17 protein-coding genes and 1 riboswitch are annotated in these 17463 nt (G+C 71.1%); of the genes, 13 read left to right on the top strand and 4 right to left on the bottom strand.

The window, feature by feature from the left end:
* Positions 1-44 precede the first annotated feature (44 nt).
* The 3 genes from J2S55_RS07565 (at position 45) to J2S55_RS07555 (ending at position 2602) form a co-directional block, all read left to right on the top strand.
* Complete coding sequence (locus J2S55_RS07565; protein WP_306858277.1) at positions 45-974, top strand: glycosyltransferase family 2 protein; 930 nt, start codon at positions 45-47, stop codon at positions 972-974.
* Positions 971-2260 carry a polysialyltransferase family glycosyltransferase gene (locus J2S55_RS07560; RefSeq protein WP_306858276.1) on the top strand — a complete coding sequence of 430 codons (1290 nt, stop codon included), beginning with the start codon at positions 971-973 and terminating at the stop codon, positions 2258-2260. The genes J2S55_RS07565 and J2S55_RS07560 overlap by 4 nt, the downstream gene beginning before the upstream one ends.
* Positions 2261-2455: 195 nt before the next feature.
* Positions 2456-2602 (top strand): hypothetical protein, encoded by a 147-nt coding sequence (locus J2S55_RS07555; protein WP_306858274.1) that lies wholly within the window; start codon positions 2456-2458, stop codon positions 2600-2602.
* Positions 2603-2639: 37 nt separating this feature from the next.
* Here the strand turns inward: J2S55_RS07555 and J2S55_RS07550 are convergent, their stop codons facing one another.
* A complete protein-coding gene (locus tag J2S55_RS07550; protein ID WP_306858272.1) occupies positions 2640-3842 on the bottom strand; it encodes a DUF6716 putative glycosyltransferase in 1203 nt (400 codons plus the stop codon).
* Positions 3839-4867 (bottom strand): hypothetical protein, encoded by a 1029-nt coding sequence (locus tag J2S55_RS07545; RefSeq protein ID WP_306858271.1) that lies wholly within the window; start codon positions 4865-4867, stop codon positions 3839-3841. The genes J2S55_RS07550 and J2S55_RS07545 overlap by 4 nt, the downstream gene beginning before the upstream one ends.
* Positions 4868-5036: 169 nt before the next feature.
* Between J2S55_RS07545 and J2S55_RS07540 the strand changes: the two genes are divergently transcribed.
* The 10 genes from J2S55_RS07540 to J2S55_RS07495 all read left to right on the top strand — a co-directional run bounded on the left by J2S55_RS07540 (position 5037) and on the right by J2S55_RS07495 (position 15834).
* Positions 5037-5909: an oxidoreductase gene (locus J2S55_RS07540; RefSeq protein ID WP_306858270.1), complete on the top strand. Its 873-nt coding sequence runs from the start codon at positions 5037-5039 to the stop codon at positions 5907-5909.
* A 15-nt stretch (positions 5910-5924) separates the two neighbouring features.
* On the top strand, positions 5925-6503 hold the full coding sequence (locus J2S55_RS07535) for a TetR/AcrR family transcriptional regulator (protein ID WP_306858269.1): 579 nt from the start codon (positions 5925-5927) through the stop codon (positions 6501-6503).
* A gap of 369 nt (positions 6504-6872) precedes the next feature.
* Positions 6873-7008, top strand: a riboswitch (cyclic di-AMP (ydaO/yuaA leader).
* Between the two features lie 20 nt (positions 7009-7028).
* Complete coding sequence (locus J2S55_RS07530; protein WP_306858267.1) at positions 7029-7733, top strand: CHAP domain-containing protein; 705 nt, start codon at positions 7029-7031, stop codon at positions 7731-7733.
* A gap of 392 nt (positions 7734-8125) precedes the next feature.
* Positions 8126-9478 (top strand): ABC transporter substrate-binding protein, encoded by a 1353-nt coding sequence (locus J2S55_RS07525; protein ID WP_306858266.1) that lies wholly within the window; start codon positions 8126-8128, stop codon positions 9476-9478.
* 83 nt (positions 9479-9561) lie between these two features.
* Positions 9562-10542 (top strand): carbohydrate ABC transporter permease, encoded by a 981-nt coding sequence (locus tag J2S55_RS07520; RefSeq protein ID WP_306858265.1) that lies wholly within the window; start codon positions 9562-9564, stop codon positions 10540-10542.
* Positions 10539-11414: a carbohydrate ABC transporter permease gene (locus J2S55_RS07515; protein WP_306858264.1), complete on the top strand. Its 876-nt coding sequence runs from the start codon at positions 10539-10541 to the stop codon at positions 11412-11414. Before J2S55_RS07520 ends, J2S55_RS07515 begins: the two co-directional genes overlap by 4 nt.
* Entirely contained in the window at positions 11411-12835 is a 1425-nt protein-coding gene (locus J2S55_RS07510; RefSeq protein WP_306858263.1) for a GH1 family beta-glucosidase, read from the top strand. Before J2S55_RS07515 ends, J2S55_RS07510 begins: the two co-directional genes overlap by 4 nt.
* A 33-nt stretch (positions 12836-12868) precedes the next feature.
* Entirely contained in the window at positions 12869-13876 is a 1008-nt protein-coding gene (locus J2S55_RS07505) for a LacI family DNA-binding transcriptional regulator (RefSeq protein ID WP_306858581.1), read from the top strand.
* A gap of 68 nt (positions 13877-13944) precedes the next feature.
* Positions 13945-14841, top strand: coding sequence for an aldose 1-epimerase family protein (locus J2S55_RS07500; protein ID WP_306858262.1), 897 nt, complete (start codon positions 13945-13947; stop codon positions 14839-14841).
* Between the two features lie 9 nt (positions 14842-14850).
* On the top strand, positions 14851-15834 hold the full coding sequence (locus J2S55_RS07495; RefSeq protein ID WP_306858260.1) for a phosphotransferase family protein: 984 nt from the start codon (positions 14851-14853) through the stop codon (positions 15832-15834).
* A gap of 93 nt (positions 15835-15927) precedes the next feature.
* Here J2S55_RS07495 and J2S55_RS07490 read toward each other — a convergent pair whose 3' ends face one another.
* Positions 15928-16434: a GNAT family N-acetyltransferase gene (locus J2S55_RS07490; RefSeq protein WP_306858259.1), complete on the bottom strand. Its 507-nt coding sequence runs from the start codon at positions 16432-16434 to the stop codon at positions 15928-15930.
* A gap of 127 nt (positions 16435-16561) precedes the next feature.
* Positions 16562-16933, bottom strand: coding sequence for a putative antibiotic biosynthesis monooxygenase (locus J2S55_RS07485; RefSeq protein ID WP_306858258.1), 372 nt, complete (start codon positions 16931-16933; stop codon positions 16562-16564).
* Between the last annotated feature and the right edge of the window lie 530 nt (positions 16934-17463).

The following is a 17463-nucleotide window of genomic DNA, read 5'->3' as shown; positions in this document are numbered from 1 at the left end:
CGGCGCACCCTCGCGGGCGCTCCGTTCCGACGGGAAAGGGAAAGTTGATCAAGTTGTCCGTCGTCGTCCCGGTGCGGGACGCCGAGCTCTACATCTCCGACGCGCTCACCTCGCTCATCAGGAACGCGCACCGGGACTTCGAGTTCATCGTGGTCGACGACGGATCGGCGGACGCGACCGGGCAGATCATCGAGGACTTCCGCGACGATCTGCCCGGGCTGGTCGTCCTGCGCAACGAGACGCCGGTCGGGCTGGCCGACGCCCGCAACCTCGGGGTGTCGCTGGCCTCGGGCCGCTACCTGACCTTCATGGACGGCGACGACTGGCTGGCGCCCGGCTATCTCGCCGATCTGGTCGGGGCGATCGAACGGCTCGGCTGCGACTTCGTCCGGGTGGACCACGTCCAGGTGGAGGGCCGCCGGCGGGTGATCCACCGGGCGCCGCTGGCCACCCGCGAGGTGGTGCTGAAGCCCCGCGACCACATCCTGCCCGCCCAGGTCAGGACCATGGTCGACTACCCCTACGCCTGGGCCGGGATCTACCGGCGTGACCTCGGTGACCTGCTGACCTTCCCCGGGCACCTGCACACCGCCGAGGACCGGCCGTGGATCTGGCGGCTGCACCGGCAGGCGAGCTCGTTCGGCGTGGTCTCGCTGGCCGGGCTCTTCTACCGGCGGATGGTCTCCGGCTCGCTGACCCAGATCGGCGACGCCAGGCAGCTGCACTTCTTCGACGCCTTCGACCTGGTCTTCGCGGACCTGGAGGAGGAGTTCGCCCCCAAGGCGGCCCGCACCTTCTGCGCGCTGCTGGCCCACCACCTGGAGCTGGCCGACCGCTTCTCCCCCGAGCTACGCACCCGCTTCGAGCAGCGCGGCGCCGACGCCCTGCGGCGGCTGCCCCCGGGCCTGCTCGCCGAGACCAGCCTGGGACCGGAGCGCGACCAGATCCTGCACAGGCTCCTGGAGGTCCGATGACACAGCTGTTCTACGCATCGACCCTGTTCGGCGCGGTGACGCTGGCGGCGGCGATCGATGACGGCCGCTTCGGGCCGCGCGGGGGCCGCCGGATCCTGCTGGTCTCCAACAACGCGGCCGTCCCGGAGGTCACCCCGTCCCTGGACCAGGCCCCCGGCTTCGCCGCGCTGCGCCCGTACTTCGACGAGGTCCGCTCCTGGAACGACATCGTGGCCCCGCTGCACCCGTCGGACTGGAAGGCGCGCGTCATCGAGGTCCCGATGCTGGGCCGCCTGCTGCTGTCCCGGCTCTCCCTGGACGACGGCCCCGACGAGCTGATCCTGGAGTCCATCGCGGTCCCGCCGTCGCGGACCCTCGCCGCCCTGGTCAGGGACTGCCCCATCACGGTCTACTCCGACGGCCTGATGAGCTACGGCCCCACCCGCGACCCGCTGCCGGCGGAGATCTCCGGCCGGATCACCCGCCTGCTCCACCTCGACCTCGTGCCGGGCCTGTCCCCGCTGCTGCTGTCGGAGTACGGCGTGCCCGCCGAGGCGCTGCCCGACAGGGCCTTCCTCGACGTGATCGAGCGGGACGGCGCGCTCGGGCAGGGGGTGCGGGACCTGCCCGCCGGCCCGCCGATGATCCTCGGCCAGTATCTGTCCGCGCTGGACATCCTCACCCCCGACGAGGAGGCCGCGCTCCACGCCGACATGCTGCGCGGCCTGGCCTCCCGGGGCTTCGACACCGTGCTGTTCAAACCCCACCCGGCGGCCGGACGGCGGCACGCCCAGCGGCTCCGCGAGACGGCCGGGGAGCTGGGCGTGCGCCTGGCGGTGGCGGGCGAGACCGTCCCCGCCGAGGCGTGCTTCGCCGCGCTGCGGCCCGCCCTCGTGACGGGGTGTTTCTCCACCGCCCTGATCACCGCCGGACGGCAGTTCGGCCTGCCGGTGGCGACGATGGGCGGGGAGCTGGTCCTGGAACGGCTCGCGCCGTACGAGAACAGCAACCGCGTCCCGGCCACCATCACCGACGCCCTGCTCCCCCGCCTGTCCGCCGACGGGTCGTTGCGGGAGCCGCCCCCGGTGGACCTTCCGGCCCTGGTCCGCGCGGTCGGCTACTGCATGCAGAGCGAGGCCCACCCCGGCCTGCGCGGGTCGGCCGTCTCCTACCTGGACGCCCACGGGCCGGCCCGCTACTTCAAGCGTCAGCGCCTGGCCGCCCTGGAGCTGGTCCCCACGGCCTCCGCCGAGCAGCCCGGCGCTCTGGACAGGCTCCGCCGCCGCCTGTCCAGAGCGCTGTCCTGACCCGGCTGGGCTGCTCCGACCATCCGCTCCGGCGGGTGGAGCGGGCCCGGCAGGTCGCCCGGGGCAACGGCTGGGCCGGGTACACCGCGCTCCAACTGCGTCATTCGTACGTCCAGCCCCGTCCCGGCGCCTCCGTCCCCGAGCAGGGGCACCGGTCCGGCTGGGTCACCGACGAGGTCGTCGACCCGGAACCAGGTGGTCCTCGCCTGGCTGTCCGGCGGCGACCCGGTGGTGACGCCGATCGCCGGCGTCAGCGGCGCCGAGCAGCTCGACGAGGCCCTGGCCGGGGTGTCGCCGGTGCTGAGCGCCGGATACCGCGACCTCCTCGGCGGCGCCGCCTGACCACCCGGTCCGCCGCCCCGCCCACCGGCGCGTACGGCTAGCCCAGCGCGTTGAGGTAGCGGCGCATCCGGCGCTTGGCCCGGTAGCCGACGCGCAGCACGTTGGGCGGGACCTCCACGCGCAGCCGGGCGCGGCGCCGGGCGGCGGCGTGCTGTGGGCCGTCGAGCAGGGACCGGGCGGGGGCCAGGCGTCCCGCCCGGACCTGGGCGACCAGCGTGACCAGCTGGGACACCCAGTCGCTCTCGCCGCGCGGATGGAAGTAATTGGCCCGGCACCAGCTCTCCTCCGGGGTGCGCAGCCGCCCCTCGGACAGCTCCTCCAGGGTGCCCAGCAGCCCGCTGCCCTCGAAGACCAGGTTGATCATCTCGGCGCTGACCCCGAAGTCCGACAGCACCAGCAGGGGCACCGACTGGGCGATCGCCTCCAGCGCGGCGGTCGAGCTGACCGTGACGAAACCGGCCGCGTGGGCCAGGTGCTCGTGCATGGGCCCCACGGCGAAGCGCACGGCGCCGGGGCGGACCCGGCCGTCGTCGGCCAGCGACTGCCACAGGCGCTGGTAGTGGTGGCGCTCGTTGTGGGTCTGCCGCTCGGTGTCCAGGGCGCGGAGCTTGACCACCACGTCGAGGTCCGGCCGCCGCTCGGCCAGCCCGGCCAGCGCGAGCAGGATCCGCTCGCGCTCCTCCCTGCGCCGGGGCACCTTGGCCTGGGTGGCGAACACCAGCCGGTCACGCGGCCCGGTGACGGGGACCTCCTGGGCGCCGTGCAGGAACGGCAGCCGGGCCAGGCCCACCGCCCCGCCCCCGCCCAGCTCCCGGCCGATCGCCGAGAACTCCTCGACCTCCCGCTCGCTGTGCAGGACGAACAGGTCGCATCCGCTGCGGAACACCCACGCCTTCTCGGTGGCCGGGACGGAGATCCCCGGCAGCCCGGAGACGAACACCGGTCTCGGGGTCAGGCCGGCGAGCACCTCGCTGACCAGCACGTCCACCACCGGCCCGGTGCAGGCGACCAGCACCACGTCGGGTCCGAGCCGCTCGGCGGCCCGGCGCAGCGCCCGGGCCGACAGCACGGGCGGGTCGGCGGCCGCGCCCGGGACGGCCGCATGGATCTGGGCCGGGGAGGGCGTGATGGGCGTGCGGATCACCGTCAGCTCCGCCGTACAGCTCGAAGGCAGGTCCGCGAGCAGGTAGGCGGCCCACTTCAGGTAGGAATCCGAGTCGGCCACGGCCAGGATCTTCACCCGGTGACTCCAGTGTCGTGATGGGCGAACATTGACAGATGGGAACGGAGTGAGGGGGCCGCCTGGGCGGTCCACCACTCGTCGGGGACCTCCACCGTCTCCACGGTCACGCCCCGGGCCGACAGCAGGACCCGCAGGGAGGTGACCGCGGTGGACGGCAGGCTCAGCACCCGCTGTTCGGCGGCCAGCCCCCGCAGGGTCATCTCGGCGGGGATCCCGCCGTCGTAGACGGTGATCCCGGGCTGCTCCCCGACCCGGGCGAGATCGTGGGGGTCCTCCCTGCGGTGCGGGAAGTAGGCCACCGGCCCGGACGAGCCGAGCCCGGCCAGCCAGGTGAAGTAGCGGTCACGGTGGATCAGGCCGTTGCGGACCAGCGAGGTGCCGAGCACGACGGTGCGCTCCTCGGGGCGCGGCCTGCGCAGGGGCTGCGACCGGAGCCAGGCGAAGTCGTGGGTGACCAGCTCGGCCCCCCTGTCCCGTACGGCCCGCGCCAGCTCGGCGGGGACGGGCAGCGCCGTGAAGATCGACAGCCGGCCGGACCGGGCCGCGGCGCGCAGCCGCAGGCCGGCCGCCGTGCCCAGCGCGCTCCTGAGCCCGGCCCTGAGCGGGCCGGCGGTGGCGCGGGCCCGCAGCAGCGGCGTCCAGATCCGCCCGGTGAGCAGCTCCAGGAGCCTGATGGTGGCCAGGCCGTCGTCGACGATCACGATGCGTCCCGGCAGGGCGGTCAGCCAGCCGGCCTGCACCCTGCCGGAGAACGCGTCGCCGACCGCCCACGTGGCGCCCCGGCGGGGCCTGGGCATCCCGGGCCCGGGGGCGGCCAGCTCCAGCCCGTCGGGAGGGCCGAGCCGGGAGAGCTCGCGGCGGGTGAGGACGAGCGGTCGCAGCCCGGCGCGGGGCACCACCCGGGCACGCGCGCCGAGCAGCCCGGCGTGGTGGGCCTCCACGGCGCAGAGCATCTGCAGCGGGGACTCCACCCAGGCAATGGCCGAACCCTGCTCCCGCGCGTGGTCTCGACCGTGCTCCACGCCGGGTGATGACCCGTTCACGACGGCCTCAACCTAACCCGGATGTCTTACATGGCCGGGAACTGCGGGTGAACACCTGAATATGCCCACTTGCGCACTCCGCGGAGAGAGATCTACCGTGGTGTACGGAACCGTTTCGTACACTCAACCGCACCCCGGAGGAGCGAACATGTGGACTCCCGACGACATCCCCGACCTGACCGGCTCCACCGCCGTGGTCACCGGGGCCGGCGGCGGCATCGGGCTGCCGACCGCGGCGCGACTGGCCAGGCACGGCGCCCGGGTCGTCATGACCGTCCGCGACCTCGCCAGAGGTGAGGCCGCGGCGGAGACGGTCCGGTCACAGGCGCCGGGCGCGCGGGTCGAGCTGAGGCGGCTGGACCTGGCCGACCTGGGCTCGGTGCGGGCGTTCGCCGCCGCCTTCGACGGGTCCCTCGACATACTGGTCAACAACGCGGGGGTCGGCATGATCCCCCGGCAGACCACCGCCGACGGCTTCGAGATGCAGTTCGGCACCAATCACCTGGGACACTTCGCCCTGACCGGGCTGCTGCTGCCGCACCTGCTGGCCCGGCCCGGCGCCCGGGTCGTCACGGTATCCAGCGACGCGCACAGCCTGGGCCGGATCGACTTCGACGACCTGGGGCTCGAACGCCACTACGGGCGCTTCACGGCCTACGGCAGGTCGAAGCTGGCCAACCTGATGTTCACGCTGGAGCTGCAGCGCCGGGCGGGGGGACGGCTGCTCAGCGTGGCCGCCCACCCCGGCGCGACGGCCACCGGCATCATGAAGCTGGGCGTGCTCACCAGGCCGGTCAACGCTCTCGTGCGGCTGGCGATCCAGTCTCCGGACAAGGGGGCGGTCCCCTCCCTTTACGCCGCCACCTCTCCCGAGGTGACCGGAGGCCTGTTCGTCGGCCCCGGCCCGCGGCCGCTGACCCCCTCGCCCAAGGCGCTGGACGAGAGCGTGGCCGGGCGGTTGTGGGAGACGTCGGAGGAGCTCACGGGCGTACGATTCAAGGCGATCACACAGCACTCGTGACCCACCGGAGGCACCTTGCGTCTCGACCCCAGGCGAGAGCGGGCGATTCTCGACGCGACCGCGGAACTGCTCTCCGAGGTCGGGTTCGACCGCATGTCCGTCGACCAGATCGCCAGACGGGCCAGCGCGAGCAAGGCCACGATCTACCGCCGCTGGCCGGGCAAGGAGGCCCTGGTGGTGGACCTGGTCTGCAACCATCTGAAGATCGACGTCGCGCCGCCGCCCGACACCGGATCGATGCGCGGTGACCTCGTGGCGGTGGTGGCCGGGTTCTGCCGGATCCTGGAGCAGCAGCACAGCCTGGTCTTCGGGCTGGTGCCCGCCCTGCTCACCACCCCCGCCCTGGCGGCCGCCCTGCGCGAGCACGTGCCGCGGCCCGACATCACCGGCACCACCCCGCTGCTCGACCGCGCCCGCGAGCGGGGCGAGCTGCCGGGACCGGTCGATCCCGGCGAGATAAGGACGGTCACCGAGGCCCTGGTCTGGCACCGGCTGCTCATCACCGGCAAGCCACTGGACGAGAACTTCGTCGAGGAGACGGTCGACCGGGTGCTGATGCCGCTGATCCATGCCTGGACTGGCCCGAAACAATGATCGAAAAGGGTGTTTTCGCAGGTAAAGCGGCCTTCTTTTAAAAGATCTACGATGATGGTGAAGCCCTGGGACGGAGCGGGGGCGGCACGGCGGCCCTCCGGCGGCGCCGCCGCCCGCGAACCCCTGCCACACAGGCGTTTCCGGCTCCGCGCCGGTCGGCGGTCGCGGGCCGGGCGATCTTGAGGGGGACCAAGTCTTCCCCCTCGAATCGGACGTATTCCCAAGTCAAGGCAATGTGCCCCACTTGTAATCGTTTGTCCGGTTCACGTAGCTTCTACTCATTCCTGGTGAACGCCTAGGTCAACCAAGGCCTACACGTTGCCATCACATTGCCCGACCGTGCTCCATCGGAACGGATCACTCCGCCGGTGAGCACGGCCGCCGAATCCGCGAGTCTCGCGGAACCGGGGAACCACGTTCTTGGGGTGAATCGGCGCCTGCGCGCCGTAGGGCACTTCCCAGCCCGAACCCGTCAGCTAACCCGGTAGGCGGCATGAGAAGCGAAGCAAGGAGTCACACCCCCGCATGGCCAAGAACCGCCTCACCCCCAAGACCCGTCACCTGGCCCGCATCGTTCTGGGCGCCTCCATCGCCCTGGGTGGCACCGTCGTAGCAGTCCCCGCCGCTCTGGCGGACACCCCCGGGCAGGCCCCCGTCGCCGCCCCTCCGGTCGAGGTCTCCAAGACCGCCAAGACTTCCAGGACCCCCCTCCAGGTCCAGGCCGAGCGCCTGCCGAAGGTCACCGCCGCGCAGGTCCTGAACATCGCCGCCAAGCAGGTCGGCGTCTCGGAGAACGCCCAGGGCGGCGGGACGAAGTTCCAGTCCTGGTACGTCTCCTCCGTCCGCGCCAAGGAGACCGTCGCCCGTGACGGCGGCAACGTGCGGGCCTACGCCAACGCCCCCTGGTGCGCGATGTTCGTCTCCTGGGTCGGCGAGCAGGCCGGCATCCGGCCCACCATGGGCTGGGACGCCTACACCGTCGCCCACGCCCAGTGGTTCAAGGACAACAAGCACTGGGGCACCGTCGCCAAGCCCGGCGCCGTCGTCTACTTCGACTGGAACGGCGGCAAGCGCATCAGCGGGATCGACCACGTCGGCTTCGTGAAGAAGGACAACGGCGACGGCACGATCAGCACGATCGAGGGCAACACCGGCAACGGCAAGGTCGAGCAGCGCGTCCGGCCCAAGTCCCAGGTCGTCGGCTACGGCTACCCGGTCTACAGCGGCTGATCGACAGACGCGCAGGCCGTTTCACGGCCACGGGTTCACAGCCACGGGAAGGGGCCCGGCTCATTCGAGCCGGGCCCCTTCCGGCGTCCCCACCCCGCCGGCGAGGCGGCCTCCTGTGCGGAATGTCCCAGTATGTCACCGTTTGATGGGAGCGCTCCCAAACAGCTATCTGGGGAGTTTGTGAGCTATGCCCCTGTACATCCGCCCTGAGCAGGCCAGATGTAACGGTTGAGTTTCGGCATATTGACGTCCCGGCCGCCTATCGTCCACTCTTCGTGGGAGCGCTCCCAAAGTACATTGAGGAAACACCCCGTCGCCGGCCGCGTTTGTCGGGGACCGGTCCGCGATGTCACCTCCCACCGATTCGGGCGACCACCTGAGAGGGGTCCGGAATGTTGAACAACAAGCGGCAGGGCAAGCTCGCCGCGGTCGCGGTCATGGCGGCCACCGCCCTGGCGATCACTTCCTGCGGTTCGAGTGAGCCCGCCAAGCCCGCGGCCGGCGGCGGCAGCTCCGCGCCGGCCGCCGAGCCGGTGACCATCACCGTGCACACCTTCGGCGGCGGCGAGAACTTCGGCTACGACAAGGCCGTGGAGACGTGGAACGCCGCGCACCCGAACATCCAGGTCAAGTACCAGAACCTGACGGACCGCTTCGAGGACGTCTACCTGCCCCAGCTGCTCCAGCGCCTGCAGGCCGGCAGCGGCGCGGCCGACATCATCGCCCTGGACGAGGGCGCCATGGGCCTCATGAAGGCCCGCCCGCAGTTCTTCACCGACCTGGCCCAGTACGGGCTGGACAGCCGCAAGGCCGACTTCCCCGCGGCGAAGTGGGACAACGGCATCAACGCCGACAACAAGCTGTTCGCCCTCGGCACCGACATCGGCGGCATGACCATGTGCTACCGCACGGATCTGTTCAAGAAGGCCGGGCTGCCCACCGACCGCGAGGAGGTCGGCAAGCTCTGGCCGGACTGGAACGCCTTCATGGAGGTCGGCAAGAAGTTCCAGGCCGCCAACCCCGGCAAGGGCGACCCCAAGTTCCTCGACGGCCCCAACACCCTCTACAACGTGATCCTGTCGCAGGAGGCGCCAAAGAACGGCAACGTCTCCTACTTCGACAAGAGCAATCAGCTCGTCATCGAGAGCAACCCGGCCATCAAGACCTCCTTCGACACGGTGAAGAGCTTCAGCGAGGCGGGCCTGACCGCCAAGCTCGCCTCCTTCACCCCGCCGTGGAACGCCGCCATCAAGAAGGGCGGGTTCGCCACGATGGGCTGCCCGTCGTGGATGCTCGGCGTGGTCTCCGGCGCGGCCGGTGACGCCGGCAAGGGCAAGTGGGACGTCGCCGCGGTGCCCGGCGGCGCCGGCAACTGGGGCGGCTCCTATCTCGCGGTGCCCAAGCAGAGCAAGCACCCCAAGGAGGCCGCCGAGGTCCTGAACTACCTCACCGGCAAGGAGGGCCACGTGATGGCCTTCCAGGAGGCCGCGGCCTTCCCGAGCTCCATCACCGCCCAGCAGGACCCGGCGGTCAGCGAGCTGAAGAACCCCTTCTTCAACGACGCGCCCACCGGCCAGATCTTCGGCGCCTCCGTCAAGGATCTGCTCCCCACCTTCCTGGGTGAGAAGCACGCCCAGGTGAAGACGTCGGTGGAGAAGGTCCTGGAGGGCATGGACCAGGGCTCGATCCCCTACGGCGAGGCCTGGACGAAGTTCACCGAGGCCGGCGTCAAGGCAGCGGGCTGATCCCCGGCCCGATCCGTACGGGCCCGGCGGCGGCGACCCCGCGGCCGGGCCCGTCGCCTGCCCTTGAGCTGAAAGGCTGATCCATGACCCTGCACGTCGACACCCCGGCCCCGGCCCCGGCCCGGCCCGGGGCCGGCCGGCCGTCCGGCCACCGGGGCCCGGGACGGGGCGGCGGGCTCGCCAGGTTCGACCTCCGGGCGACCCCCTACTTCCTCGTCTCCCCCTACTTCCTCCTCTTCGCCGTCTTCGGCGTCTTCCCCCTGGGCTACACCCTCTGGGTGTCACTGCACGACTGGGAGCTCGCCGGGGACAAGAGCTTCGCCGGACTCGACAACTACATCGACCTGATCACCGACGGGGCCTTCTGGAACGCGGTGGTCAACACGCTCGGGATGTTCGTCATCTCGACGGTCCCGCAGCTCGTCCTCGCCCTGGTCCTCGCCAACGCGCTCAACAAGCGCATCCGGGGCCGGCTCTTCTTCCGTCTCGGCGTGCTGCTGCCGCTGATCACCTCCGTCGTCGCCGTCGCCGTCGTCTTCACCCAGCTCTACGGGCGCGACTACGGCATGATCAACTGGTTCCTCGGCCTCTTCGGGGTCGACGCGATCAACTGGCAGAACGAGAAGTGGTCCTCGTGGATCGCCATCTCCACGATGATCGACTGGCGCTGGACCGGCTACAACGCGATCATCCTGCTCGCCGCCATGCAGACCATCCCCAAGGACCTCTACGAGGCCGCCGCCATCGACGGCGCCACGGCCCGGCGGCAGTTCTGGCAGATCACCATCCCGATGCTGCGCCCGACGATCGTCTTCACGGTGTTCATCTCGACCATCGGCGGCCTGACGCTGTTCACCGAACCGGTCATGTTCGACGGCAACCCGACGATGGCCGGCGGCACCGACGGCCAGTACCAGACCGTGGCGATGTTCATCGTCAAGGAGGCGTTCCGCGACTTCGACTTCGGCTACGCCGCGGCCGCCGCGTGGCTGCTGTTCGCGCTGATCCTCATCGGCACGCTCATCAACTACTCCTTCACCCGCCGTATCGGGGGTTCCAAGTGACGGCGATCCAGACCCGGCCCCCCGCCCGGCCGGAGGCCCGTAACCGCATCTGGGACGCCGGCCCGCTGACGAAGGCCGTCCTGGCCTTCGCCCTCGTGCTGTCGGCCTTCCCGATCTACTACATGTTCATCATGGCCACGCGGACCAACGAGGAGGCGATCGACGTCCCGCCGCCGATGCTGCCCGGCGGGCACCTCGGCGAGAACATCGAGCGGCTGCTGGCCACCGAGGACGCCTACTTCCTCACCGGCCTGGTCAACTCGGCCGTCGTCGCGGTCACCGTGACCCTGTCGGTGGTGCTCATCTCCACGCTGGCCGGCTTCGCCTTCGCCAAGCTGCGCTTCAGGGGCAGCAAGATCCTGCTGGGCCTGATCCTGGTGACGATGATGGTGCCGCTCCAGCAGATGGGCGTGGTGCCGCTGTACGAGCTCATGGTCAACCTCGGCTGGACCGGCCAGCTCAAGGCGGTGATCCTGCCCTTCCTGGTCAACGGGTTCGGGGTCTTCATGATGACCCAGTACGCCACCCAGGCGGTGCCGGACGAGCTGGTCGAGGCGGCCCGCGTCGACGGCGCCTCCACCATGCGGATCTACGCCAACGTCATCCTGCCCGCGCTCCGTCCCGGCATGGCCGTGCTGGCGCTGCTCGTCTTCATGCAGACCTGGAACGAGTTCATGTGGCCGTTGATCGTCCTGAACCCGGACAACCCGGTGGTGCAGACCTCGATCGCCGCGCTCAACCAGGCCCACGGCACCGACTACGTCATGCTGTTCACCGGCACGGCGGCCTCGGTCCTCCCCCTTTTCGTTGTTTTCGTCGCGTTCGGTCGCCAGATCGTCGGCGGCCTCATGGAAGGTGCGGTCAAGGCGTGACCACGCAAGAGACGCAGATTCAGACTCCGGATCTGGTATTTCCGACGGACTTCGTCTGGGGCGCGGCCACCTCCGCCTACCAGATCGAAGGCGCCGTCTCCGAGGACGGCCGCGGCCGGTCCATCTGGGACACCTTCGTCCGGCAGCCCGGCCGGGTGGTCAACGGCGAGAACGCCGACGTCGCCATCGACCACTACCACCGTTACCGTGACGACGTGCGGATGATGGCCGGTCTCGGCCTCGGCGCCTACCGCTTCTCCGTCTCCTGGCCCCGGGTCCAGCCCGACGGCAGCGGCGCGATCAACGCCAAGGGCCTCGACTTCTACAGCCGGCTGGTCGACGAGCTGCTCGCCCAGGGCGTCGACCCGTGGGTGACGCTCTACCACTGGGACCTGCCCCAGGCCCTGGAGGACGCGGGCGGCTGGCCGGCACGGGACACGTCGAAGCGCTTCGCCGACTACGCGGCGGCCGTACACGGCGCGCTCGGCGACCGGGTCCGCAACTGGAGCACGGTCAACGAGCCGTGGTGCGCGGCGTTCCTGGGGTACGCCTCCGGCGAGCACGCCCCCGGCCGGCGCGAGCCGGCACAGGCGGTGCGCGCCGCCCACCACCTCCTCCTCGCGCACGGCCTGGCCGCCTCGGCCATGCGCGCCCAGCGGTCCGGCAACAGGATCGGCGGCTGCGTCAACCTCTACGCGGTCTCCCCGCAGACCGACTCCGAGGCCGACCGGGACGCCGCCCGCCGCATCGACGGCCTGCAGAACCGCTTCTTCCTGGACGCCCTGCTGAAGGGCGAGTACCCGGCCGACGTCCTGGAGGACCTGGCCGAGGTGACCGGATTCGTCCAGGACGGGGACATGGAGCTCATCTCCGCCCCGCTGGACATGCTCCTGATCAACTACTACAGCCGCTTCACCGTCTCCGGCGCCCCGGGCGGCGCGGCGTCGGCGGCGGCGGCTCCCACCGGGAGCGGTTCCCCCTGGGTCGGCAGCGAGCACGTGTCGTTCGTCGAGGGCGGGCGGCCGGTCACCGCCATGGGCTGGGAGATCGACGACACGGGCCTGCGCGAGCTCCTGCTGCGGGTGGCCCGGGAGTACCCGCCGGTCCCGATGGTCATCTCCGAGAACGGCGCGGCCTTCGACGACGTCGTGGCGGCCGACGGAGTGGTGCACGACCGCGACCGCCTGGACTACATCGACGCCCACCTGCGCACCTGCCACGCCGCGATCGAGGCCGGGGTGCCACTGGAGGGCTACTTCGCCTGGTCGCTGATGGACAACTTCGAGTGGGCCTGGGGGTACGGCAAGCGTTTCGGGCTGGTGCGCGTCGACTACGAGACCCAGCGCAGAGTTCCGAAAGAGAGCGCTCTCTGGTATGCCGGGACAATCAGGCGTGGAGGCCTGAGCGGTCCGGCAGAATAAGACACCGACGGATCTTTTATGGGGGCGAAGAACATGAACGGCGACCGTCGTCCGACGCTCGAGGCGGTCGCGGCTCTGGCCGGCGTCGGCCGCGGCACGGTGTCGCGGGTCATCAACGGCTCGCCGAAGGTGAGCGAGAAGGCCCGCGACGCGGTGCAGCAGGCGATCCAGGAGCTGGGCTACGTCCCCAACCGGGCGGCCCGCGCGCTGGTCACCCGGCGCACCGACACGGTCGCGCTGGTGGTCTCGGAGTCGGAGTTGCGCGTCTTCGACGAACCCTATTTCGCCGGGACCATCCGTGGCATCGGCTCGGCCCTGTCCGAGACCGGCCTGCAGCTCATCCTGGCGATGGCCCAGTCGGAGCAGGACCACGAACGGCTGGAGCACTACCTGACCGGGCAGCACGTCGACGGCGTGCTGCTCATCTCGCTGCACGGCGCCGACCCGCTGCCGGGGCGGCTGGAGGCGATGGGCGTGCCGACCGTCATCGGCGGCCGCCCCGTCGGCCTGACCCCCTACAGCTACGTCGACGTGGACAACCGGGCCGGCGCCCGGCAGGCGGTCAAATACCTGCTGGGCAAGGGCCGCCGGCGGATCGCCACCATCGCGGGCCCGCAGGACATGGGGGTGGGCGTGGACCGGCTCGCTGGCTACCGCGACGCGCTGCTGGCGACCGGGATGACCGAGATCGTGGCCTACGGCGACTTCAGCGAGGAGAGCGGCATCACCGCCACGCGCAAGCTCCTGGCCGAGCACCCCGACCTCGACGCGGTGTTCACCGCCTCCGACCCGATGGCGCTGGGCGCGATGCGGGTACTGCGGGAGGAGGGCAGGACGATCCCCGAGGACGTCGCGGTGATCGGCTTCGACGACTCGCCCGCGGGGGCGCACTCCTCCCCCGCGCTCACCACCGTGCACCAGCCGACCGAGGCGATGGGCCGGCAGATGGCCCATCTCCTCATCGCCCGCATCAACGGCGAGCATCTGGAGCAGCCCGTGGTGATACTGGACACCCACCTGGTGGAGCGGGCCTCCGCCTGACGGGGGCGACCCGCCTGTGTACCTTCGAGCTGTTGACCTTGCCCCACCTCCCCGGCGAAAGGACTCCCGTGTCCCGGCAGTTCACCCTCCGCAGCGGCGCCATGCACGCCGAGATCACCGAGCGGGCCGCGGCCCTGCGCGTGCTCCGTCACGGTGAGCGCGACCTGGTGACCAGCTGGCCGGCAGAAGGGCCGATCCCCTACTACAGCGGCACCCTGCTCGCCCCCTGGCCCAACCGGGTCGGCGGCGCCTCCTACACCTTCGGCGGCCAGACCCACCGGCTCGTGGCGAACGAGGAGGACAGGGGCAACGCCCTGCACGGGCTGGTCGCCCAGGCCGGTTGGGAGGCGGTGGAATGGCTCGCGGTGGAGGACGAGCACGGCTTCGTACGGCTGGCGCAGACCATCGCCCCCTCCCCCGGCTACCCGTTCACCCTCGCCCTGCAGGTCCTCTACTCCCTCACCCCCGGCGGGCTGACCACCACGCTGACCGCCGAGAACATCGGCGACGGCCCCGCCCCCTACGGCTGCGGCCCGCACCCCTGGCTGCTGGCGGGCGACTCCGTCGAGGACTACGAGCTGCACCTGCCCGCGACCAGGGTGCTACTGGTGGACGACCGGCTGCTGCCGCGCTCCCTGGAGGACGTCTCGGGCACGCCGTACGACTTCACGGCCGCGCGCGCGGTCGGCGGCACCGCCGTGGACCACGCCTTCACCGGCCTCGTCCCGGACGCCGACGGGCTGGTCCGGGTGCGGGTGAGCGGCCCGGACGGCGGGGTCGAGATCAGCTGGGACGCCGCGGCGCTGCCCTGGGCCCAGGTGTGCACCGGGACCGGGCTCGGCCACCGCGGGCTGGCCGTCGAGCCGATGACCTGCCCGCCGGACGCCTTCAACTCCGGCACCGATCTGGTCGTGCTCCAGCCCGGAGACAAGATCGAGACTTCCTGGACGATCTCCGCCATCTGAGGTGCCGCGATGGACAGCAGAACCAAGCGCCCGCTCACTGCCGCCGAGCTCGACGCGCTGGCGCGGCGGGCCCTGGGCAGCGGGGTCACCGCCTCCGCGGAGCTGACCGACGGCTTCGCCAACGCCGTGTGGCGGCTGACGCTGGAGGACGGCCGCGAGGTGGTGCTCAAGCTGTCGCCCCCGCCGGAGCTGGAGCAGCTCCGCTACGAACGTAACCTCCTGCGCACCGAGGCGATGGTCTACGCCCTGGCCGGACCGGCCGGGGTGCCGGGTCCGGAGCTGCTGTGCGCCGGGTTCGACGATCCGGTGCTGGGCGGCGACTACCTCGTCCTGTCCGCCCTCGGCGGCGTGCCGTGGAACCGGGTCAGCCCGGCGGAGGCCGACCAGCGCGCGCTCCGCCGGGAGCTCGGCGGCCATCTGGCCCGGCTGAACGCGGTCACCGGCGACGTCTACGGCTACCCGCACGCCGGTCTGACCGGCGGCACCTGGCGGGCCGCCTTCCTGACGATGACCGGCGCGATCCTGGCCGACGCGCGCCGTTACGCGACGCCGCTGCCGAGGCCGGCCGCCGAGATCTCGGCGGTGATCGAGGCGAACGCGGGTGTGCTGGAGGAGGTGACGGCGCCGTCCCTGGTCCACTTCGACGTGTGGCCGGGCAACGTCTTCCTGACTCCCGGCGACGCCCCGCGCATCCAGGCCATCATCGACCACGAGCGGGCGTTCTGGGGCGACCCGCTGGCCGACTTCGTCACTCCGACGATCTTCGGTGAGCTGGACGAGGCCGACGAGATCGTGGCGGGATACCGGGAGGCGGGCGGCGTGGTGGAGTTCACCGACTCCGCCCGGGCCCGGCTGGCCCTCTACCGCCTCTACCTCGCGCTGATCATTCTGGTGGAGAACGGCCCCCGCCAGTATCCGGAGGCGGACTACGCCCCGCTCCGCGACCGGAGCACCGCCTCCCTGGTCAGGGCGCTGGAGCAGCTCTCCGGCTAGCCCGTGCGGACGGCGGCGCCGCGCGGACCGGGCCCCGTCCGGCCGGCGGCCGCGGGGGCGGCGCCGCCGCGGCCACGGCTCCGTCCCCGGAGGTCAGAGCTCCCGGGACAGCCGGAACATCTCCGACTCCAGGTCGAAGAAGCGCCGGGTCCGGCCGAGGGCGGTCATGCCGAGCCGGCGGCAGACGGCCATGGACGCCGCGTTGTCCGGCATCGTCAGGGCGTAGACCTCCTCCAGCCCGGAGGCGAAACCGCGCTCGACCGCGCCCCGGGCCGCCTCGGTCGCATAGCCGTTCCCCCAGGAGTCGGGGTGGAAGTGCCAGCCCACCTCGACCTCTCCCTCTCCGCCGGGGATCGGCCGGAACAGCACGGTCCCGGCGGCCACCCCGGTGTCGCGGACCTCGACCGCCCAGGAGCCGAAGCGGCGGTCCCGCTCGTGGAAGGCGCGCCAGCCGTCCACCGCCGGCGCCGCCTCGAAACTGAAGGGCGGCAGCCACCGGGTGACCTCCCGGCGGGAGTAGAGGTCGGTCATCCGGTCGAGGTCGCTCTGGTCGTGGGTCCACAGGCGGACGGTCAGCCGCTCGGTCTCGTAAACGCTCATGGGAGCAACCCTCGCCCAACCGGGTGGCGGCGCGCATCACCCGTCAGGCGGACGGAAGCCAGGAGGCCACCTGGCCCGGCCGGACGGGACCCGGCCACGTCGTCAGCGCGCGTCGGCGGCCGCGCCTCTAGCCGGTGATCACGCCGAAGGCGGCGGCGGACAGCACGGAGCACAGCACCATCGCCAGCGCACCGGCCACGCTCGTGGAGACGGAGACGGCCCTGCCGGGCAGCAGCCATGACGCGAAGATCCTGTTGACGAGCGGCATCAGCAGCCACGTGAGGAGGGCGACGCTCACCACGTTGCCGACGAACAGGGCGAGATCGCCGGGCAGGTGCGCCACCCTGAGCGCGGGGCTCAGCGTCAGGTTCAGGATCATCACGGTGGGGTGGAGCGCCAGCAGCACGGACATGGCCTGCTTCCAGTTGGGCGGGGGGTCCTGCCCGGTCTCGCCACCGAACCCGAACCAGCCGCTGAACGCCGACCTGATTGTTCGCACGTCGTAGGCGAGGAAGTAGTCGTGGCCCTCGTCCAGCAGTTTCCTGCGGGTGCCGGACTCCAGTCATCCGTCGAGGTGCTCACGGGTGTCGAAGCGGAACATGACGACCCGGCGCTCCTGGATCCCGGCCACGGGTTCGAACCCCTCGTATCCCAGGAAGCCGGGAAACCTCTCCTGGACCTTCGCGCCTTGTCCTGCCGACGCCGGTAATCCCCCTTGTGGCCCTCACGGACCTTCGAGGAAATCACCACGGTTGCGCGCCACCTCCGGACCCGCAGGCCACATTAGGCTTCACCTGGTCAAATGCAGTGCAGAGTCAGCAGGGTAAAAAGCACCGCAACAAGGTGATCTCAGCAAGATCAGCTCGGGCATTTGGTGCTTGATGCTGCCAGAACGGTGCCGGCGGACATGAATGGGGATGGATCACGATGCCCCTGAAATAGGCGTGACATCCAGGCCCTGTCCGCGCCCTGCGACCTGCCGTTATCCGAAATGCATTCTGCATTAAGTTCGCCATCCTCGTCGGCGAA

The sequence above is a fragment of the Streptosporangium brasiliense genome (assembly GCF_030811595.1).
GTDB lineage: Bacteria > Actinomycetota > Actinomycetes > Streptosporangiales > Streptosporangiaceae > Streptosporangium > Streptosporangium brasiliense.
This window is presented reverse-complemented; position numbering and strand designations above follow the sequence as displayed.

Coding starts and splice junctions, on each gene's coding strand:
- J2S55_RS07490 (WP_306858259.1), bottom strand. CDS start 16,434: ATGAGCGTTTACGAGACCGAGCGGCTGACCGTCCGCCTGTGGACCCAC.
- J2S55_RS07525 (WP_306858266.1), top strand. CDS start 8,126: ATGTTGAACAACAAGCGGCAGGGCAAGCTCGCCGCGGTCGCGGTCATG.
- J2S55_RS07495 (WP_306858260.1), top strand. CDS start 14,851: ATGGACAGCAGAACCAAGCGCCCGCTCACTGCCGCCGAGCTCGACGCG.
- J2S55_RS07560 (WP_306858276.1), top strand. CDS start 971: ATGACACAGCTGTTCTACGCATCGACCCTGTTCGGCGCGGTGACGCTG.
- J2S55_RS07505 (WP_306858581.1), top strand. CDS start 12,869: ATGAACGGCGACCGTCGTCCGACGCTCGAGGCGGTCGCGGCTCTGGCC.
- J2S55_RS07540 (WP_306858270.1), top strand. CDS start 5,037: ATGTGGACTCCCGACGACATCCCCGACCTGACCGGCTCCACCGCCGTG.
- J2S55_RS07530 (WP_306858267.1), top strand. CDS start 7,029: ATGGCCAAGAACCGCCTCACCCCCAAGACCCGTCACCTGGCCCGCATC.
- J2S55_RS07520 (WP_306858265.1), top strand. CDS start 9,562: ATGACCCTGCACGTCGACACCCCGGCCCCGGCCCCGGCCCGGCCCGGG.